Consider the following 15,216-nt stretch of genomic DNA (forward strand, 5'->3'; position numbering starts at 1 on the left):
CTGTGAAGATGCAGACTTCCCGCGGTTAGACGGAAAGACCCCATGCACCTTTACTACAACTTCGCACTGGCATCAGGATTGCGATGTGCAGGATAGGCGGTAGGCTTTGAAGCGGGGACGCTAGTCCTCGTGGAGCCATCCTTGAGATACCGCCCTTCGCACTCTTGATGTCTAACCGCGGCCCGTTATCCGGGTCCGGGACCCTGCGTGGTGGGTAGTTTGACTGGGGCGGTCGCCTCCCAAACAGTAACGGAGGCGCGCGAAGGTTGGCTCAGACCGGTCGGAAATCGGTCGTTGAGTGCAATGGCAGAAGCCAGCCTGACTGCAAGACTGACAAGTCGAGCAGAGACGAAAGTCGGCCATAGTGATCCGGTGGTCCCGAGTGGAAGGGCCATCGCTCAACGGATAAAAGGTACGCTGGGGATAACAGGCTGATGATGCCCAAGAGTCCATATCGACGGCATCGTTTGGCACCTCGATGTCGGCTCATCTCATCCTGGGGCTGGAGCAGGTCCCAAGGGTACGGCTGTTCGCCGTTTAAAGAGGTACGTGAGCTGGGTTTAGAACGTCGTGAGACAGTTCGGTCCCTATCTGCCGTGGGTGTTGGAGACTTGAGAGGAGCTGCCCCTAGTACGAGAGGACCGGGGTGGACGTTCCACTGGTGGACCAGTTGTCGTGCCAACGGCAGTGCTGGGTAGCTATGAACGGACAGGATAAACGCTGAAGGCATCTAAGCGTGAAGCCCCCCTCAAAACAAGGTCTCCCTTGAGAGCCGTGGAAGACCACCACGTCGATAGGCCGGAGATGTAAGTGCAGCAATGCATTCAGTTGACCGGTACTAATGGCTCGATAGGCTTGATTTGATCCGGAAGAAGCAGGATTACCCTCCTTCCTCCAAAGCATCCTTGGACAATATCAGACCCCTCAAAAGGGTCCGACGCTGAGCGTTTCTTTCCTGGTCTGGTGGCCCTAGCGCGAGCAAAACACCCGATCCCATCCCGAACTCGGCCGTTAAGTGCCGCTGCGCCGATGGTACTGCGTCTTAAGACGTGGGAGAGTAGGTCACCGCCAGACCTGGTAAGAAACGCAATATCTCTCTGATACGATAATACAAACCCGATCAGGACAACCTTGGCGCGGGGTAGAGCAGCCCGGTAGCTCGTCAGGCTCATAACCTGAAGGTCACAGGTTCAAATCCTGTCCCCGCAACCACCGTCAAAGACTCACCACCAGCCCCGGCCAAACGCCGGGGCTTTCGCATGTCCGGGCGACTGATGCCGGCCTGGCCTTCCGCAAGGCCAAGAATCGCCGCAAGCTTACCTAAAAGTGGAAAACCGTGGGCGCCCGGCGCAGCAGCCTCCGGCACCATCCGGATCTTACAGATCAGACCCCGCAAAATCCCCGTCGCCACAGATCGCGTGGACGGCCTCTGCATTGCCTCCGCCAGGCAGCCGATCTCCTGGCGGTAGCGCTCGCCCAAGGCCGGGTGCAGCCGCAGGGCAGGGGCTCGGGCGTCGCCGCAAGCATCCGGGTCAGCTCCGCCTTGCGTCCCTCAAGAGCCTCCATCTTCGCTTTCATCGACGGGTAATACATCCCATCCTCAATCGCGGTCAGGAGGCCCGCGATCTTCGCCTCGGCCTGCGCGAGCGCCGTACGGGCGGCGTCATGATCGCTGCTGCGCCGCCCGGCTGCCTCGTTGAAGGCCAAGCGATAGGCCTCCACGAAGGCGGCGATCAGCTCCGGATGCATCAGGCGATCCCGGAGCCCGCCTAGCACCCGCTCTTCCAAATCCTCGCGTCCGATCGTCGCCCGGTTGGTGCAGACGGCTGCACCGCGGTTGCGCGCCCCGCTGCAGCCGAGGCGGGTCCGATTGATCATCGAGTATCCAGACCCGCAGCAATCGCGACGCACCAGATCCGATAGCAGGTAAGCCGGTCGCCTCGCGCATTCCGGCCCTATGCGGGCATCGTTGACTCCGGCGGGGTTCATCGCTTCGCGGATGCCGGCCTGCCGCGCCTTTACCCGATCCCACAGCGCCGCGTCGATGATCCGTAGCTCGGGCACCTCGGTCGTCACCCACATCTCCGGCGGATTCAGACGCGCCTGGCGCTTGCCCGTGTCGGGGTCTTTCAGGAAGCTCTGGCGGTTCCAGACCCGCACCCCGACATAGAGTTCGTTGTTCAGGATCCCCGTGCCGCGCCGCCAGTTGCCCTGGATGGTCGATGATCCCCAGCTGCCAGAGCCCGTCCCGCCGCTACGGGGCGGCGCCACGCCTTCACCGTTCAGAGCCGCCGCGATTGTCCGTGCCGAGAGGCCGCTGTCGTAATCCGTGAAGATCCGGTGGACCACGGCAGCCTCACCTTCGTCGATATCCCGTTCGCCCGTGATCACCGAGCCGCCCGCATCGAAGCCGCGCCGCACCCGGTAGCCGTAGCTGTTGCCACCGCCCGATTTGCCCGCCGTCACCCGGCCCTCGAGGCCGCGGCGTGTCTTCTCAGCCAACTGCTTGAGGAACTGCGACGACATCAACCCGCCGAAGCTGATCCGCATCTCGTCAATCTCGCCCTCCGACCGGGTTATGATCTTGACCCTGTGATAGGCCATCCGCTTGTGGAGGCCCGCCATATGCTCCTGGTCCCGGGACAGCCGGTCCAGCGCCTCGGCCACGATGACATCGCAGATGCCGTCCCGCACCGCCTTGTGCAGCCGCTGAAGGCCCTGACGCAGATGCGGGGCGCAGCTGATCGCCTCATCCCGCATCTCCTCGACCACGTGCCATACATGCGCCTGGAAAAGCCGTCTGAAGACATGGGATTTTTTCTTCATCTGCGACTAGAATCCGCCCCAAGGAAAGGACGGACGATGAAGCGAACGATACGAAGCGATCAGCAGATCATCGGGATCGTGCAGGAATACGAGGCAGGCGCGAAGTGCGCTGATCTGTGCTGCAAGCATGGAATGTCGGAAGGCACGTTTTATGCCTGGAAGGCGAAGTATTCCGGGATGACAGTGTCCGAGACCAAGCGGTTGAACACGCTGGAATGAGACGCATATCGCCGAATGAGAACGCGAAGCTGAAGAAGTTGGTGGCAGAGCAGATGCCCGACATGGCGGCGATGAAAGAGCTACTGTCAGAAAAATGGTAGCGCTCGCCGCGAAGCGCGAGGCTGTCGCGCAGCTGAAGGCCCGGTTCGGGCTGTTGTAACGCCGGGCGTGCCGGATTGCTACGGCAGACCGGAAGATGGCGCGCTATCAGTCGCGACGCGCACCTGACACGGCGCTGCGGGGTCGGTTGCGAGACCTGGCCAATGAGCGGCGTCGCTTTGGGTATCGGCAGCTTTTTGTGCTGCTGCGGCGCGGTTGGGAGTTGTCGGACATCAACCGCATTTATCGGCTCTACCGCAAGGAAAGGTTAACCGTCCGCAAACGCAAAGCGCGCCGCAAGGCGCTCGGCACGAGGGCCCTGATCCTGATTGAGGCGTGCGCCAATGCCCACTGATCCCTCGACTTCGTGCATGACCAGTTCGCCTGCGGGCGACGGTTTAGGGTGCGGAACGTAGTGGACGACGTCACAGGGGAATGCCTGGCGGCGATCCCCGACACATCGATCTCGGGCCGCCGTGTCGCCAAGGAACTGACGACGCTGGTCGAACAGCGAGGCAAGCCCGGGATGATCGTCAGCGATAATGCGACAGTGCTGACCCCCAACGCCATCCTGAAGTGGTGCCCCGAGGCCAAGGTTGAATGGCACGACATCGCGCCCGGCAAGCCAATGCGAGACACGGCCTCGTAGAAAGCTTGACCGGCCGGATACGGGACAAGTTTCTGAACGACGTCCTGTTCCGCAACCTCACCCATGCCCGCGAACTGATGGCGGCATGGGGGACCGACTACAACACCGGGCGTCCGCATTGTGCGCGTGGCTACAAAACCCGCGCAGGCTTCGCCCTGCACCTGACCAAAACGCTACTGCCCTACCTGCTGCACGCGATAAGGGTTCCGCGCGCTGGGCGATTGCTCAAGCCGCGCCAACCTGCATAAATCCCAACCGAAATCCGGTCGTGGCTGGATGAAAGATAAGTGGCAGGTCATTGCGAACCGCCCTCGTTGAAAGACTTTGGTTATAAATGGGAGAAAAAGTTGCTAGAGGGTCGGCCTTGGCTCGTACCCCCGGAAATCAGCGGATGTGCGACCGGACATGGAGCGCGCGGACCTGTCGTGCAAATTCCTCGACAGGGCCGTCGACCGGCGTATCGCTGATCACGTCGCGGATGGGCAGCGGGCGAACCCGGAACGCGGGGACGCCCAGGTCGGAAAGCCACGCCGTCATCTGGGCTGCAGAGCTTGCATAGACGATTCGACCAAGCCCCACCCAGCCATGGGCGGCGGCGCACATCGGACAGTGTTCGCCAGAGGTATAGACCGTGGCCTTGGCGCGATCCTGAACGTCCATGTTGTTCGCCGCCCATCGGGCGATGGCGAACTCCGGGTGCTGGGTGTGGTCACCCCCGCCGATGCGGTTGTAGTCCTCGAACAGCACCTCACCCTCGGACGACACAAGCACCGATCCGAAGGGCTCGTTGCCGCGGTCCAGCGCTTCGGATGCCAAGTCGACACAGCGCTGCAGGTGCTTTCGATCCGTGTCATCGATCATGATACGCCTTTCCTTTCAACGGACCTGGTCTGGCTTTCGAATGACCGGGCGCAGCTCTCCTGTGACGACCTGATGGCATAAGACGGCCGCGGGACCATCACTCCAAGGCCTCGGAGATGGCGTCGAACACGACCAGCGGATCGACCGGTTCGCGTCCGACGGGCTTCGGTTGCGCCATATGCGTCGCGATGACGACGTTCCGCGTGGGGTTGATGTAGATGTTCTGCCCCTGGATGCCGATGGCGGCAAAGGCACCGTCGGCGATGGACGGCTCGGTCCAGCCCGGCCACCACATGTATCCGTAATCGATCGTCTCGCCGCTTTTCAGCTCCTGCGGTTGGCCGGCGGTCTCCGTCCATCCGTCGGGCAGGATGGTGCTACCGTCGATCACCCCGCCCTCCAGGAAGAACTGCCCGAAGCGGGCGAAGTCGCGCAGGGTGGCGGACAGGCCGCTGCCGCCGATCTCGACCCCGTCGGGACTGTCCAGCCACCAGTTTGCGTCGGCCTCCATCCCATAGGGCTGCCAGATCTTTTCCGCCAGATAGTCAGACAACGGCTTGCCGACCGCGCCATAGACAACCTCGCCCAGAACCTGCGTCTCGCCGGTGGAGTAGGTGTGGTGGGTTCCGGGTTCATGCGCGCGGGGCAGGGCGGCCATCACCTCCATCGCGGCGCCGGGGCGCTGTTCGATCTGCGCACGCAGCAGGTCGCGGCGGTCGGACTGGGGGTCGGTATAGGTCTCGTTCCAGTCGACGCCCGACGCCATCAGCAGGATGTCGCGGATGCTGACCCCGTCATAGGCGCTGCCGGCCAGTGCGGGGACGTAATCGACCACCATGTCGTCCACGCCACCGATATGGCCATCGACGATCGCCGCGCCGACCAGGGTCGAGGTGATCGACTTGGCCACCGACATCGACATCCAGCGCGTGTCCGCCGTGTTGCCGCGCTGATAGGTCTCGTAGACGACCTTGCCGTCCTTCAGCACGATCATCCCGGTGACATTGTCCAGCAACAGAAAGTCGTAGAGGTCATAGGTCGCGTCATCGACCTGATAGGTCACCATTTCCGGCAGATCGACCAAGGCCTCCGGCAGGTCGCGGGGCGTGTCGCCGGCCGGGATGGTCCGGGTGGGGAACAGCCGGTCGATGTTGCGGAAGGTGCTGACCGCCAGGTCCGGCGTCAGGTGGCCGTCATAGACGTCCTCGACCGTGCCGATGGGTTCGTCCGCATGCGGATAGTCCTGCGCCTGCACCGTGCCGGGCAGAGCCAGGCACAGGCCCCCCAGGGTCAGCAGGAACCGCGTCCGGTAAAGCGGCCTCAGGGTCATGACATCCTCCCATCCGTTTCAATCCATGAAAGGGCAGCCTTGCAGCATGTGCAAGGCTGGTCATGTCCGAAAGAGGGGCCGTCAGGTTGGCCAATCGTCGCTGGAGCGGTTGCGGCGCGTGCTTGCGCGGGGGATCAGCTGAAACCCTAGGTCGACCGCATGGCCGCGGGGCGCATCCTGTCCGGCAAGGCGCGCGCGGATCAGGCGGATCGCCTGAGCGCCCATCGCCCGCCGATCGGTGGCGACCGAGGTGATGGGCGGTTCGGCCGCGGACATCATCTCGTGGTCGTTGAACCCGCAGATGCCAAGGCGGGTGGGCACGGCGATGTTGCGGCGACGCGCCTCGAACAGGACGCCAAGCGCCAGATCGTCGTTGTTGCACAGGACCGCATCCGTCTGCGGCAGGCGCGCCATCAGATCCGCGAACAGCCGGCACCCCAGGCTGACCGAGGACGGCTCGGGTGTGGTGACGACGGGATCGTCGCCCCCCAGCCCGGCGGCCTCCAGGCAGGCGCGGAACCCTGCCAGGCGGCGCTGGCTGCGCGGGTCCATCTGAGCACCCAGAAAGGCCGGCGCGCGGTATCCCTGCGCCAGCAGATGCTCGGCGGCGGCCCGCGCCCCGTCGAAATGCGACAGGCCGACGGCCAGGTCGATGGGATCGGGGCCGACCTCCATGATCTGCACGACCGGGCATTCCGCCCCGGCCAGCAGGGCGCGGGCGGCGGGGGATTGATCGTGGCCCGCGACGATCAATCCGGCCGGGCGCTGTGACAGGAACACGCGGATCAGCTGCTCCTCGGTCAGCGGAGAGTAGCGCGTGGTGCCCAGCTGCACGATCAGCGGGCTGCCCTGCAGACCTTCGTCAATGCCGCGCATCACGTCGGCGAACACGTTGTTGCTGACCGACGGGATGATGACCCCCACGATATCGGTGCGCCCCGATGCCAGCGCGCGCGCCGCGGGGTTCGGCACATAGCCCAGTTCGCGGATCGCCCGGTCTATCCGGTCGCGGGCCAGCGGCGACACCTTGGACGGGTCCCGCAGCGCGCGCGACACGGTGATAGGGCTGACATCGGCGGCCAGCGCCACATCAGACAGGGTGATCCGCGAGGTTTTGTTCATGACGCGCGCAGATTACGCCATCGCCGCGTAAAGAAAAGGGGCTTGACCGATGACAGCGCTGTCATCCATGATTGCGCTGTCATTGGGAGGAGACATCATGGACGCGCGGCCGATTCTGGTCATGGGCATCTGCGGCACGGGCAAGTCGACCGTGGCCCGTGGCATCGCCGACCGCATCGGCGGCAGCTTCATCGAGGCGGACCTGTATCACGACGAATCCAGCGTGGCGCGCATGCGGGCCGGGCTGCCTTTGACCGACGACATGCGGTGGGGGTGGCTGGACCGCCTGGCGGCGGCGACGCGTGCGACGCCCCATCGCGCCGTTCTGGCCTGCTCGGGGCTCAGCCAGGCGCATCGTGACCGGTTGCGGGCCGGGGCAGGGGCGATGGACATCGTGTTCCTGCACGGCGACCGCGACCTGATCGCGGCGCGCATAGCGGCACGGCGCGACCACTACATGCCCGCCAGCCTGATCGACAGCCAGCTGGCCGCGCTGCAGCCCCCCGATCCCGCCGCCGAAGGCGCGCTGTGGATCGACGTGGCGCTGCCGCCCGACCAGATCATCGACCGCGCGGTCGCGGCCCTGTCCGACCCGCGCCCAGTTTCAACCGGAGGAGAGACACCATGACCAAGATGACCCGTTTCCTGATGTCGGCCAGCGCCGCGATGGCCTTGGCCGCACCCGCCATGGCCCAGGATCACAGCTTCCGTTTCCAGTCGTCCGACCCGTCGGGCAACCCGAACTTCGTCCTCCAGCAGGGCTGGGCCGCGGATGTCGCGGAAAAGTCCGGGGGCCGCATCGCCATCGACCTGCTGCCGGTCGAATCCATCGTCGCCCATAACGAAACCCAGGATGCGATCGCGACGGGCATCCTGGACGGTCACGTGACCGACCTGTCGTATTTCTCGGGACGCGATCCGGCCTTCGGCCTGATGGGCAACCCGGTGGGCGCCTGGTCCGACCCCGAGCAGATGCTGGACTTTGTCGAGAACGGCGGCGGGGCCGAGCTGCTGAACCAGATCATGAACCCCTATGGCCTGCAGTTCATCGGCGCCACCACGCCGGGCCTGGAGGCGCTGGTCAGCGCCGTGCCTCTGGACGGGGTCGATGATCTGGCCGGCGTCAAGATCCGCGCGCCCGAAGGCCTGGTCCAGTCGGTCTTTGCCGCCGCCGGCGCATCGCCGGTGAACCTGCCCGGCTCCGAAGTGTTCACATCGCTGGACAAGAAGGTCATCGACGCGGCCGATTACAGCGTCTTTTCGACCAACCAGGCGCAGGGCCTGAACGAGGTCGCGCCCCATCCGGTCTATCCCGGCTTCCACTCCATGCCCCTGGTCGAGATCTCGATGAACAAGGATAAATGGGACGCCCTGCCCGAGGACCTGCAGCAGGTCATGACGCAGTCGGTGCGCGATTTCGCCCGCGTCCAGGTCGCAGCCCTGGCCGAGGCCGACGCGGCCGCCGTGGCGGAGGCCGAGGCCGGCGGGACGATCACCGTCCACGACTGGTCCGACGAGGAGCGCAACAAGTTCCGCGGCATCGCGATGGGCGAATGGGAAAAGGTCGCCGGACAGTCGCCCGCGGCGCAGCAGGTCTATGACGCGCTGACCGCGTACCTGACCGAAAAGGGCCTGGTGCAGTAAGCGCCGCAGGATCGGGCGTTCGCGCCCGGTCCCTTCCAGGGAGGAGGACATGATGGACGCATCCGAAGCCATTCCGCGCGAGGAACACGAGGCCGTGCCCCAGTCGGGGCGCCTGGGTCGCGTGATCGACCGCCTGGCGATCATCCCGGCCCTGGGCCTGGTGGTCGCCATGCTGATCTTGATCCAGGAGGTCGTGCTGCGTTACGTGTTCGGCCGCCCGACGAACTGGGCGCACGAGACGACGGTGTTCCTGTGCGCGATCTCGTTCGTCTACGGGGGCTTGCTGTGCACCGCGCGCGACCGGCACATCCGGGTCGTCCTGGTCTATGACCTGCTGCCGCCCGCCGCGCGGCGGGTGGCCGACATCCTCATCTCGGCGATCTGCGGCCTGTCCTCGGGCGCCTTCGCCTGGGCGGCCTGGCAGATGGTCAAGCGGTCCGCCTGGCGCCCCGACGGCAGCTTTCACCTCGAGACCTCGGGCTCGGCCTGGAACCCGGCCTATCCGGGCGTGCTCAAGGTGCTGCTGATGGTGGCGCTGGCGATCATGGCCCTGCAATTCGCCATCCTGACCGTCAACTATGCCCGCGGGCACAAGGGAGCCCGCTGATGGAGATCTTCGGTTCGCTGCAATCCCTGGGGATCGAGGCCGGGACGGGCCTCCTGTTCGCGCTGCTGCTGCTTTTGCTGCTGACGGGCATCCCGCTGGCCTTCGTCACGCTGCTGGTCACGCTGATCTTCGCGCTGGGGTGGTTCGGCCCGAACGTCGTGCCGCTGATCACCAGCCGCGTCTACACCTTCGTGTCCAGCTTCGTCTTCGTGTCGGTGCCGATGTTCGTGCTGATGGCCGCGATCCTGGACCGCAGCGGCATCGCCCGCGACCTGTTCGAGGCGATGCGCCTGGTCGGCGGCCGCATCCGCGGCGGCGTGGCGGTCCAGACGATCTTCGTGGCCGTCATCCTGGCCGCCATGTCCGGCATCATCGGCGGAGAGGTCGTGCTGCTGGGCCTAATCGCGCTGCCCCAGATGCTGGCCCAGGGCTATGACCGCAAGCTGGCCATCGGCGTCGTCTGCGCGGGCGGCAGCCTGGGGACCATGGTGCCGCCTTCGATCGTGCTGATCATCTATGGCCTGACCGCGAACGTCTCGATCGGCGACCTATTCACGGCCGCCTTCGTGCCGGGCTTCATGCTGGCGCTGCTCTATGTGGCCTATGTGCTGATCCGTGCCTGGCTGACGCCGGGCGACGTGCCCCCGGCCGTCACCGCCCGCGTCCCGCGGGACGAAAAGCTGCGCCTGCTCAAGGGCCTGTTCCTGCCGATCCTGGTCGTGATCATGGTGCTGGGCTCCATCTATGGCGGCATCGCATCCGTGACCGAGGCCAGCGCCGTGGGCGTGGCGGGCGTGCTGATCTCGACCGTGATCCGCGGCGAATTCACCTGGGGCCTGCTGCGCGGCGCGGCCATGCAGACGCTGCAGACAGTCGGCATGATCGTCTGGATCGGCATCGGTGCATCTGCCCTGGTGGGCGTCTTCAACCTGATGGGCGGCATCAACTTCGTGTCGGAACTGATCACCGGCATCAGCGACAACCCGACGATCATCATCCTGTTCATGATGGCGATCCTGTTCGTGCTGGGTATGTTCCTGGACTGGGTCGGCATCGCGCTGCTGACCATGCCGATCTTCGTGCCGATCATCGTCAGCCTGGGATACGACCCCGTCTGGTTCGGGGTGCTGTTCGCGATGAACATGCAGGTCAGCTTCCTGTCGCCGCCCTTCGGGCCCGCCGCCTTCTACCTGAAGTCAGTGACCCCGCCGGACATCTCGCTGGGAGAAATCTTCCGCGCCCTGCTGCCCTTCATCGGGCTGCAGATCCTGGCGGTGGGCCTGCTGATCCTGTTCCCGGCCCTGGCGATCTACTGATCGCCTGCCGTGGATCGGGGGGCATGCCGGATGCGGCGTGCCCCCTTTTCGTTCGGGGACAGGAATGTTGCACCGGCAAGCGGATTGACGGATGATCCGGGTCCGTCACCCAAGGCTGACCCACCATGCACGACCCCGAACCCGTCCCCCGTCCGGACCTGTTCACGAACAAGGACCATGACGCCTGGCTGGAGCAGTTCCTGTTCCTGCGATACACCCTGCACATGCCGGCCGAACGCATCGCCCAGATCGACTATGGCCTTGACCCTGACCATCCCGAAGCCCCGATCGCCGGCCTGTTCTGGGGCAGCCAGATCGAGCGGGACTATCCCCGGCTGGACCTTCGCCACCTGTGGCGAAAGAGGCCCGGCCAGGTTTGAAGCCCTGCGGTGTCAGGCGCTGGATCGCCCGGTGGTCTGACGCCCTATATCCGACCCCCCATCAATGCCTGGCAGGAAGGACTGCGACCAACTCCTTCCTCCGCAGGGCGCCAGCGCGTTCGACCAGCGGCGCACCGGTCGCCGGGATCAGGCTGGCATAAGCGGCGGGTGTCACAGGTGCGTCGGCCGTGGTGGCCGGGTCGGCTGCGGGCTGCTTGCCGCGGCAGTTGACTTTGTCCCCACCCGGCGGCATTTCCGTCCGTGATGGTTCCCGTGCCGGCCAAGGCCCCGGCAGGGTGAAAAGGGAACGTGGTGAGGTGTAGCCATCAGGCGCCGAATCCGCGACTGCCCCCGCAACTGTAAGCGGTAGCCGACCCCATGATGCCACTGGCGCCCCCTGCGCCGGGAAGGCGGGGAAGGCCGCGACCCGCAAGTCAGGAGACCTGCCATCATGACCTGAACCAACCCGGGCGGGGTGCCCCGGAGAAAGACCGCATGCGCCGATCCACGGCCTTCATCCGACGCGACCGCGAAGGTGGGTGGGACCCCGGTGACGCCGCTGCGCCTTTTTCAGCCCCGTCCTTCGTTTCATGAAGGACGACCATGACGACCAGAATCTTCCTGACGACCGCGGTGGCGCTGGGCCTGGGCCAGGCGGCCCTTGCCGCGCCGACCGACTATCCGCTGGTGATCGACAATTGCGGGCACCAAGTGACCATCCCCGCGCGTCCCGACAACGTCGTGTCGATCGGCCAGTCCACGACCGAGATCCTGTATGCGCTGGGCCAGGCGGACCGGATGGCCGGGACCGCGCTGTGGTTCACCCCGGTGCTGCCCGCCTTTGCAGAGGATGATGCCAGGGTTGACCGCATCAGCGACGACACGCCCAGCTTTGAATCGGTGGTGAACCGGCGCCCCGGCTTCGTGCCGACGATGTTCGCCTGGATGATCGGGGATCAGGGGGCGGTCGGCACGCGCCGGCAGTTCGCCGATCTGGGCATTCCGGCCTATGTCATGCCCACGGACTGCCAAGGCAAGGACAACAGCGTGGGCGCCGACGGCACCCGCCTTGCGCCCTTCGACATCGCGACGCTGTGGGACGGCATCGACCAGATCGCGCGCGTCATGGACGCGCAGGACGCGGGCCAGGCGCTGATCGCCGACCTGCAGGCCCGAGAGGTGGCGGTCGTGGAGCGCGCGCGGGCGATGGACCTGCCGGATGCGTCCGCGGCGGTCTGGTTCTCCTCGGCCGATCTGGCGCTGGACCCCTACATGGCGGGCGGGATGGGCGTCCCGGCCTGGATGATGGACCGCCTTGGCCTGCGCAACGTCGTGACCTCGGACGAGGAATGGCCCGCCGTAGGGTGGGAGACGATCGCCCGTGCCGACCCCTCGGTGCTGGTGATCGCGCGCATGGACCGCCGCCGCTTTCCTGCCGACGATGTCGAGGCAAAGCTGCGCTTTCTGAAAACGGACCCGGTCACGCGCCGGATGACCGCCGTGCGCCGGGATCGCATCGTCATCCTGGACGCCGAGGCGCTGCATCCCGGCATTCGCATGATCGACGGGCTGGAGGCCTTGGCGGCGGGCATGGACGGGCTGTCCGAATGACCGCCGATGTCGGGGTGCCGACCGTCCGCCGCCCCTTGGCCCCGGTCTGGCTGTGGGTGTCGCTGCTGATCGTGGCGGCCCCCCTGGCCGGCACCGCCCTGGGGGAAACGCCGATCCCCCTCTCGACCGTCTGGCAGGCGCTGGCCAACCAGATGCTGGGTGCGGGCTATCCGCTGGACCCGATCGATCAGGGTATCGTCTGGGCTTACCGCCTGCCGCGCGCGCTGGTGGCAGGGGCCTGCGGAGCGGGGCTGGCGATCTCGGGGCTGGTCCTGCAGACGCTGTTGCGCAACGCACTGGCCGACCCCTATCTGCTGGGCATCTCGGCGGGGGCGTCTACGGGGGCCGTGACGGTCGCGGTGGCGGGGATCGGCGCGGGGTTCGTGCCGATGTCGGCGGGCGCGCTGCTGGGCGCGATCGCGGCCTTTGCGTTGGTGGTGGGGTTGGCGCGCCTGTCGGGTGGCGGTCCGGGCGCGCGGGGTGCCGCGCAGATCGTGCTGGCAGGCATCGCCGGGTCGCAGCTGTTCAACGCCCTGACCAGCTTCATCATCGCGCGGTCGGCCAGTGCGGAACAGGCGCGCGGCATCATGTTCTGGCTGCTGGGCAACCTGTCGGGCGTCCGGTGGGACGATGTCGGCCTGTCGCTGGCCGCCGCCGTGACCGTCCTTGGCGCGGCCGCATGGCACATCCGCGCGCTGGACGCCTTTGCCTTCGGCACGGAATCGGCGGCGTCCCTGGGCGTGCCGGTCCGGCGCGTTCAGGCCGTGCTGATCCTGGCGACCGCCATGGCCACGGCGGTCATGGTGTCGGTCACCGGTGCGATCGGCTTTGTCGGGCTGGTCGTCCCGCATGCGGCACGGTTCCTGGTGGGCACGCGCCACGCGCGGCTGGTGCCCGTGTCGGCGCTGATCGGCATGGTCTTCCTGATCGCCGCGGACGTGATCGCGCGGATGCTGGTACCCGGCCAGACCCTGCCCATCGGCGTCGTGACCGCGCTGGTCGGCGCGCCGGCCTTTGCGGCGATTCTGATCCGCGGGCGGTCCGCGTCATGATGCTGATCGCGCGTGATCTGACCCGCCGCCTGCGCGGACGCGCCCTGGTGGCCGGCGTCACCCTGGACATCCGCCCCGCAGAGATGCTGGGCCTGATCGGCCCGAACGGGTCGGGCAAGTCCACGCTGCTGCGGATGCTGGCCGGGTTGGTCCGCCCCGACGGCGGCCAGGTCGCGCTGGACGGCCGGCCGCTGCGCACCATGCCTGCGCGCCAGGTCGCCCGCCACATCGCCCTGGTCGCCCAAAGCGCCGAGACGTCGGACCGCATCACGGTCCGCGATGCCGTGGCCTTGGGGCGCACGCCCTGGCTGGACGCCCTGCGGCCCTGGTCCCCGGCGGACGAGGCGCATGTGACGCAGGCGCTGGCGCGGGTCGACCTGGCACATCTGGCGGGGCGCGACTGGTCGACTCTGTCGGGGGGCGAACGCCAGCGCGCCCATATCGCCCGTGCGCTGGCGCAGGCGCCGCGGATCCTGCTGCTGGACGAGCCGACGAACCACCTGGACATCCGTCATCAGCTGGCGATCCTGGATCTGGTGGGCGGCCTGGGCCTGACCACGGTGATCGCCCTGCATGACCTGAACCAGGCGATGCGCTGCGACAGGCTGGCGGTGATGCAGGCCGGTCGGTTGGTGGCCCTGGGCCCGCCAGACCGTATCCTGACCGCGGACCTTCTGGCGCGCGTCTTTCAGGTGCGGGCAAGCACGCTGACCGATCCGCAGGACGGCAGCCGCGTGATGCGGTTTCATCCGGTCGTCTGATGCACTGAGAGGGATTGGAGCGGGTGACGGGAATCGAACCCGTGTCTCTAGCTTGGAAGGCTAGGGTCTTACCATTACACAACACCCGCGCGGGGATCGGTATAGTCCGCCCGCGCGGCAGGTTCAAGCGGTCGCGTCACCGTCGTTGCGCAAAGAACCGCCGCAGCAGGTCGCGCGATTCCGGCGCGGCCAAGCCGTCATAGACCTCGGGGCGGTGATGGCACTGCGCGTGCCGGAACACCTGCGCGCCATGGGCGACGCCCCCCATGCGCGGGTCCGACGCCCCGTAATACAGCCGGGCGATCCGCGCGGCCGAGATGGCCGCCGCGCACATCGGGCAGGGCTCCAGCGTGACCCACAGATCGTGACCGGGCAGGCGTTCGGACCCCAGGGCCGCGCAGGCGGCGCGGATCGCCAGGATCTCGGCATGGGCGGTCGGGTCGGACAGCTCGCGCGTGCGGTTGCCCGCGGCGGCCACCACGCGGCCCTGCGGGTCGGTCACGACGGCGCCCACCGGCACCTCTCCGCGCAGGGCGGCGTCGCGGGCTTGGGACAGGGCAAGCGCCATATGGGTGGTGAAGGGGACCATGACCGTCTTGTCGCAATCCCCCGCGCGGCGCGCAAGCCGGGGAAAGAAACGCTTCCCACACGGCCCGCTTGGGCGTATGCACCCCTCTTTGCCCCGCAGCGATGCGAAGGAGACGCGCATGACCGACGATCAGATTCCCGACCGCAAGGC

The 15,216-nt window shown here is 66.5% G+C and carries 13 protein-coding genes, 2 tRNA genes, 2 rRNA genes, 1 pseudogene and 1 riboswitch (1 of these 19 cut by a window edge); of the genes and pseudogenes, 12 read left to right on the plus strand and 6 right to left on the minus strand.

Features of this window, described 5'->3' with window-relative positions:
* From F1642_RS11570 to F1642_RS11580, 3 genes are all read left to right on the plus strand, one after another.
* Nucleotides 1–863 (plus strand): 23S ribosomal RNA (locus F1642_RS11570); it begins 1,970 nt to the left of the window's first position.
* Between the two features lie 96 nt (nt 864–959).
* Nucleotides 960–1,074 (plus strand): 5S ribosomal RNA (rrf, locus tag F1642_RS11575).
* 61 nt (nt 1,075–1,135) lie between these two features.
* Nucleotides 1,136–1,212, plus strand: a tRNA-Met gene (locus tag F1642_RS11580).
* A gap of 171 nt (nt 1,213–1,383) precedes the next feature.
* Here F1642_RS11580 and F1642_RS11585 read toward each other — a convergent pair.
* Nucleotides 1,384–2,826 (minus strand): recombinase family protein, encoded by a 1,443-nt coding sequence (locus F1642_RS11585; protein WP_194886301.1) that lies wholly within the window; start codon nt 2,824–2,826, stop codon nt 1,384–1,386.
* A gap of 36 nt (nt 2,827–2,862) precedes the next feature.
* On the opposite strand from F1642_RS11585, the pseudogene F1642_RS11590 reads away from it, so the two are divergent.
* Nucleotides 2,863–4,073 (plus strand): annotated as a pseudogene (locus F1642_RS11590) (IS3 family transposase).
* 104 nt (nt 4,074–4,177) lie between these two features.
* Here F1642_RS11590 and F1642_RS11595 read toward each other — a convergent pair.
* From F1642_RS11595 to F1642_RS11605, 3 genes are all read right to left on the minus strand, one after another.
* Nucleotides 4,178–4,654 carry a nucleoside deaminase gene (locus F1642_RS11595; protein WP_139599628.1) on the minus strand — a complete coding sequence of 159 codons (477 nt, stop codon included), beginning with the start codon at nt 4,652–4,654 and terminating at the stop codon, nt 4,178–4,180.
* A gap of 97 nt (nt 4,655–4,751) precedes the next feature.
* Nucleotides 4,752–5,984 carry a serine hydrolase gene (locus tag F1642_RS11600; protein ID WP_194886302.1) on the minus strand — a complete coding sequence of 411 codons (1,233 nt, stop codon included), beginning with the start codon at nt 5,982–5,984 and terminating at the stop codon, nt 4,752–4,754.
* Nucleotides 5,985–6,065: 81 nt separating this feature from the next.
* Nucleotides 6,066–7,106: a LacI family DNA-binding transcriptional regulator gene (locus F1642_RS11605; RefSeq protein WP_194886303.1), complete on the minus strand. Its 1,041-nt coding sequence runs from the start codon at nt 7,104–7,106 to the stop codon at nt 6,066–6,068.
* A gap of 97 nt (nt 7,107–7,203) precedes the next feature.
* Here F1642_RS11605 and F1642_RS11610 point away from each other — a divergent pair, with 97 nt between their 5' ends.
* The 8 genes from F1642_RS11610 (at nt 7,204) to F1642_RS11645 (ending at nt 14,477) form a co-directional block, all read left to right on the plus strand.
* A complete protein-coding gene (locus F1642_RS11610) occupies nt 7,204–7,734 on the plus strand; it encodes a gluconokinase (RefSeq protein ID WP_206692750.1) in 531 nt (176 codons plus the stop codon).
* Nucleotides 7,731–8,750, plus strand: a complete 1,020-nt coding sequence (locus F1642_RS11615) for a TRAP transporter substrate-binding protein (protein ID WP_194886304.1) — start codon at nt 7,731–7,733, stop codon at nt 8,748–8,750. The genes F1642_RS11610 and F1642_RS11615 overlap by 4 nt, the downstream gene beginning before the upstream one ends.
* A gap of 52 nt (nt 8,751–8,802) precedes the next feature.
* A complete protein-coding gene (locus tag F1642_RS11620) occupies nt 8,803–9,357 on the plus strand; it encodes a TRAP transporter small permease subunit (RefSeq protein ID WP_239441317.1) in 555 nt (184 codons plus the stop codon).
* On the plus strand, nt 9,357–10,673 hold the full coding sequence (locus F1642_RS11625; protein ID WP_045982566.1) for a TRAP transporter large permease subunit: 1,317 nt from the start codon (nt 9,357–9,359) through the stop codon (nt 10,671–10,673). Before F1642_RS11620 ends, F1642_RS11625 begins: the two co-directional genes overlap by 1 nt.
* A gap of 125 nt (nt 10,674–10,798) precedes the next feature.
* On the plus strand, nt 10,799–11,053 hold the full coding sequence (locus F1642_RS11630) for a hypothetical protein (RefSeq protein ID WP_046001128.1): 255 nt from the start codon (nt 10,799–10,801) through the stop codon (nt 11,051–11,053).
* Nucleotides 11,054–11,301: 248 nt separating this feature from the next.
* Nucleotides 11,302–11,519: riboswitch (cobalamin riboswitch) on the plus strand.
* Nucleotides 11,520–11,656: 137 nt separating this feature from the next.
* Nucleotides 11,657–12,664, plus strand: coding sequence for an ABC transporter substrate-binding protein (locus F1642_RS11635; protein ID WP_139599626.1), 1,008 nt, complete (start codon nt 11,657–11,659; stop codon nt 12,662–12,664).
* A complete protein-coding gene (locus F1642_RS11640) occupies nt 12,661–13,716 on the plus strand; it encodes an iron ABC transporter permease (protein ID WP_046001126.1) in 1,056 nt (351 codons plus the stop codon). The genes F1642_RS11635 and F1642_RS11640 overlap by 4 nt, the downstream gene beginning before the upstream one ends.
* A complete protein-coding gene (locus tag F1642_RS11645; protein WP_046001125.1) occupies nt 13,713–14,477 on the plus strand; it encodes an ABC transporter ATP-binding protein in 765 nt (254 codons plus the stop codon). Before F1642_RS11640 ends, F1642_RS11645 begins: the two co-directional genes overlap by 4 nt.
* A 15-nt stretch (nt 14,478–14,492) precedes the next feature.
* On the opposite strand, the gene F1642_RS11650 is transcribed toward F1642_RS11645, so the two are convergent.
* Both F1642_RS11650 and F1642_RS11655 read right to left on the minus strand, forming a co-directional pair.
* Nucleotides 14,493–14,566, minus strand: a tRNA-Gly gene (locus tag F1642_RS11650).
* A gap of 47 nt (nt 14,567–14,613) precedes the next feature.
* Entirely contained in the window at nt 14,614–15,066 is a 453-nt protein-coding gene (locus tag F1642_RS11655) for a nucleoside deaminase (RefSeq protein WP_042246386.1), read from the minus strand.
* Nucleotides 15,067–15,216 lie beyond the last annotated feature (150 nt).

It is taken from the genome of Paracoccus sp. NBH48 (genome assembly GCF_015390265.1).
Classification (GTDB): domain Bacteria; phylum Pseudomonadota; class Alphaproteobacteria; order Rhodobacterales; family Rhodobacteraceae; genus Paracoccus; species Paracoccus marcusii.

Bases quoted from the DNA above. Each gene is read 5' to 3' on its own strand.
- F1642_RS11595 (WP_139599628.1), bottom strand. From the start codon at position 4,654: ATGATCGATGACACGGATCGAAAGCACCTGCAGCGCTGTGTCGACTTG.
- F1642_RS11600 (WP_194886302.1), bottom strand. From the start codon at position 5,984: ATGACCCTGAGGCCGCTTTACCGGACGCGGTTCCTGCTGACCCTGGGG.
- F1642_RS11630 (WP_046001128.1), top strand. From the start codon at position 10,799: ATGCACGACCCCGAACCCGTCCCCCGTCCGGACCTGTTCACGAACAAG.
- F1642_RS11605 (WP_194886303.1), bottom strand. From the start codon at position 7,106: ATGAACAAAACCTCGCGGATCACCCTGTCTGATGTGGCGCTGGCCGCC.
- F1642_RS11615 (WP_194886304.1), top strand. From the start codon at position 7,731: ATGACCAAGATGACCCGTTTCCTGATGTCGGCCAGCGCCGCGATGGCC.
- F1642_RS11620 (WP_239441317.1), top strand. From the start codon at position 8,803: ATGGACGCATCCGAAGCCATTCCGCGCGAGGAACACGAGGCCGTGCCC.
- F1642_RS11640 (WP_046001126.1), top strand. From the start codon at position 12,661: ATGACCGCCGATGTCGGGGTGCCGACCGTCCGCCGCCCCTTGGCCCCG.
- F1642_RS11635 (WP_139599626.1), top strand. From the start codon at position 11,657: ATGACGACCAGAATCTTCCTGACGACCGCGGTGGCGCTGGGCCTGGGC.
- F1642_RS11610 (WP_206692750.1), top strand. From the start codon at position 7,204: ATGGACGCGCGGCCGATTCTGGTCATGGGCATCTGCGGCACGGGCAAG.
- F1642_RS11655 (WP_042246386.1), bottom strand. From the start codon at position 15,066: ATGGTCCCCTTCACCACCCATATGGCGCTTGCCCTGTCCCAAGCCCGC.
- F1642_RS11625 (WP_045982566.1), top strand. From the start codon at position 9,357: ATGGAGATCTTCGGTTCGCTGCAATCCCTGGGGATCGAGGCCGGGACG.
- F1642_RS11645 (WP_046001125.1), top strand. From the start codon at position 13,713: ATGATGCTGATCGCGCGTGATCTGACCCGCCGCCTGCGCGGACGCGCC.
- F1642_RS11585 (WP_194886301.1), bottom strand. From the start codon at position 2,826: ATGAAGAAAAAATCCCATGTCTTCAGACGGCTTTTCCAGGCGCATGTA.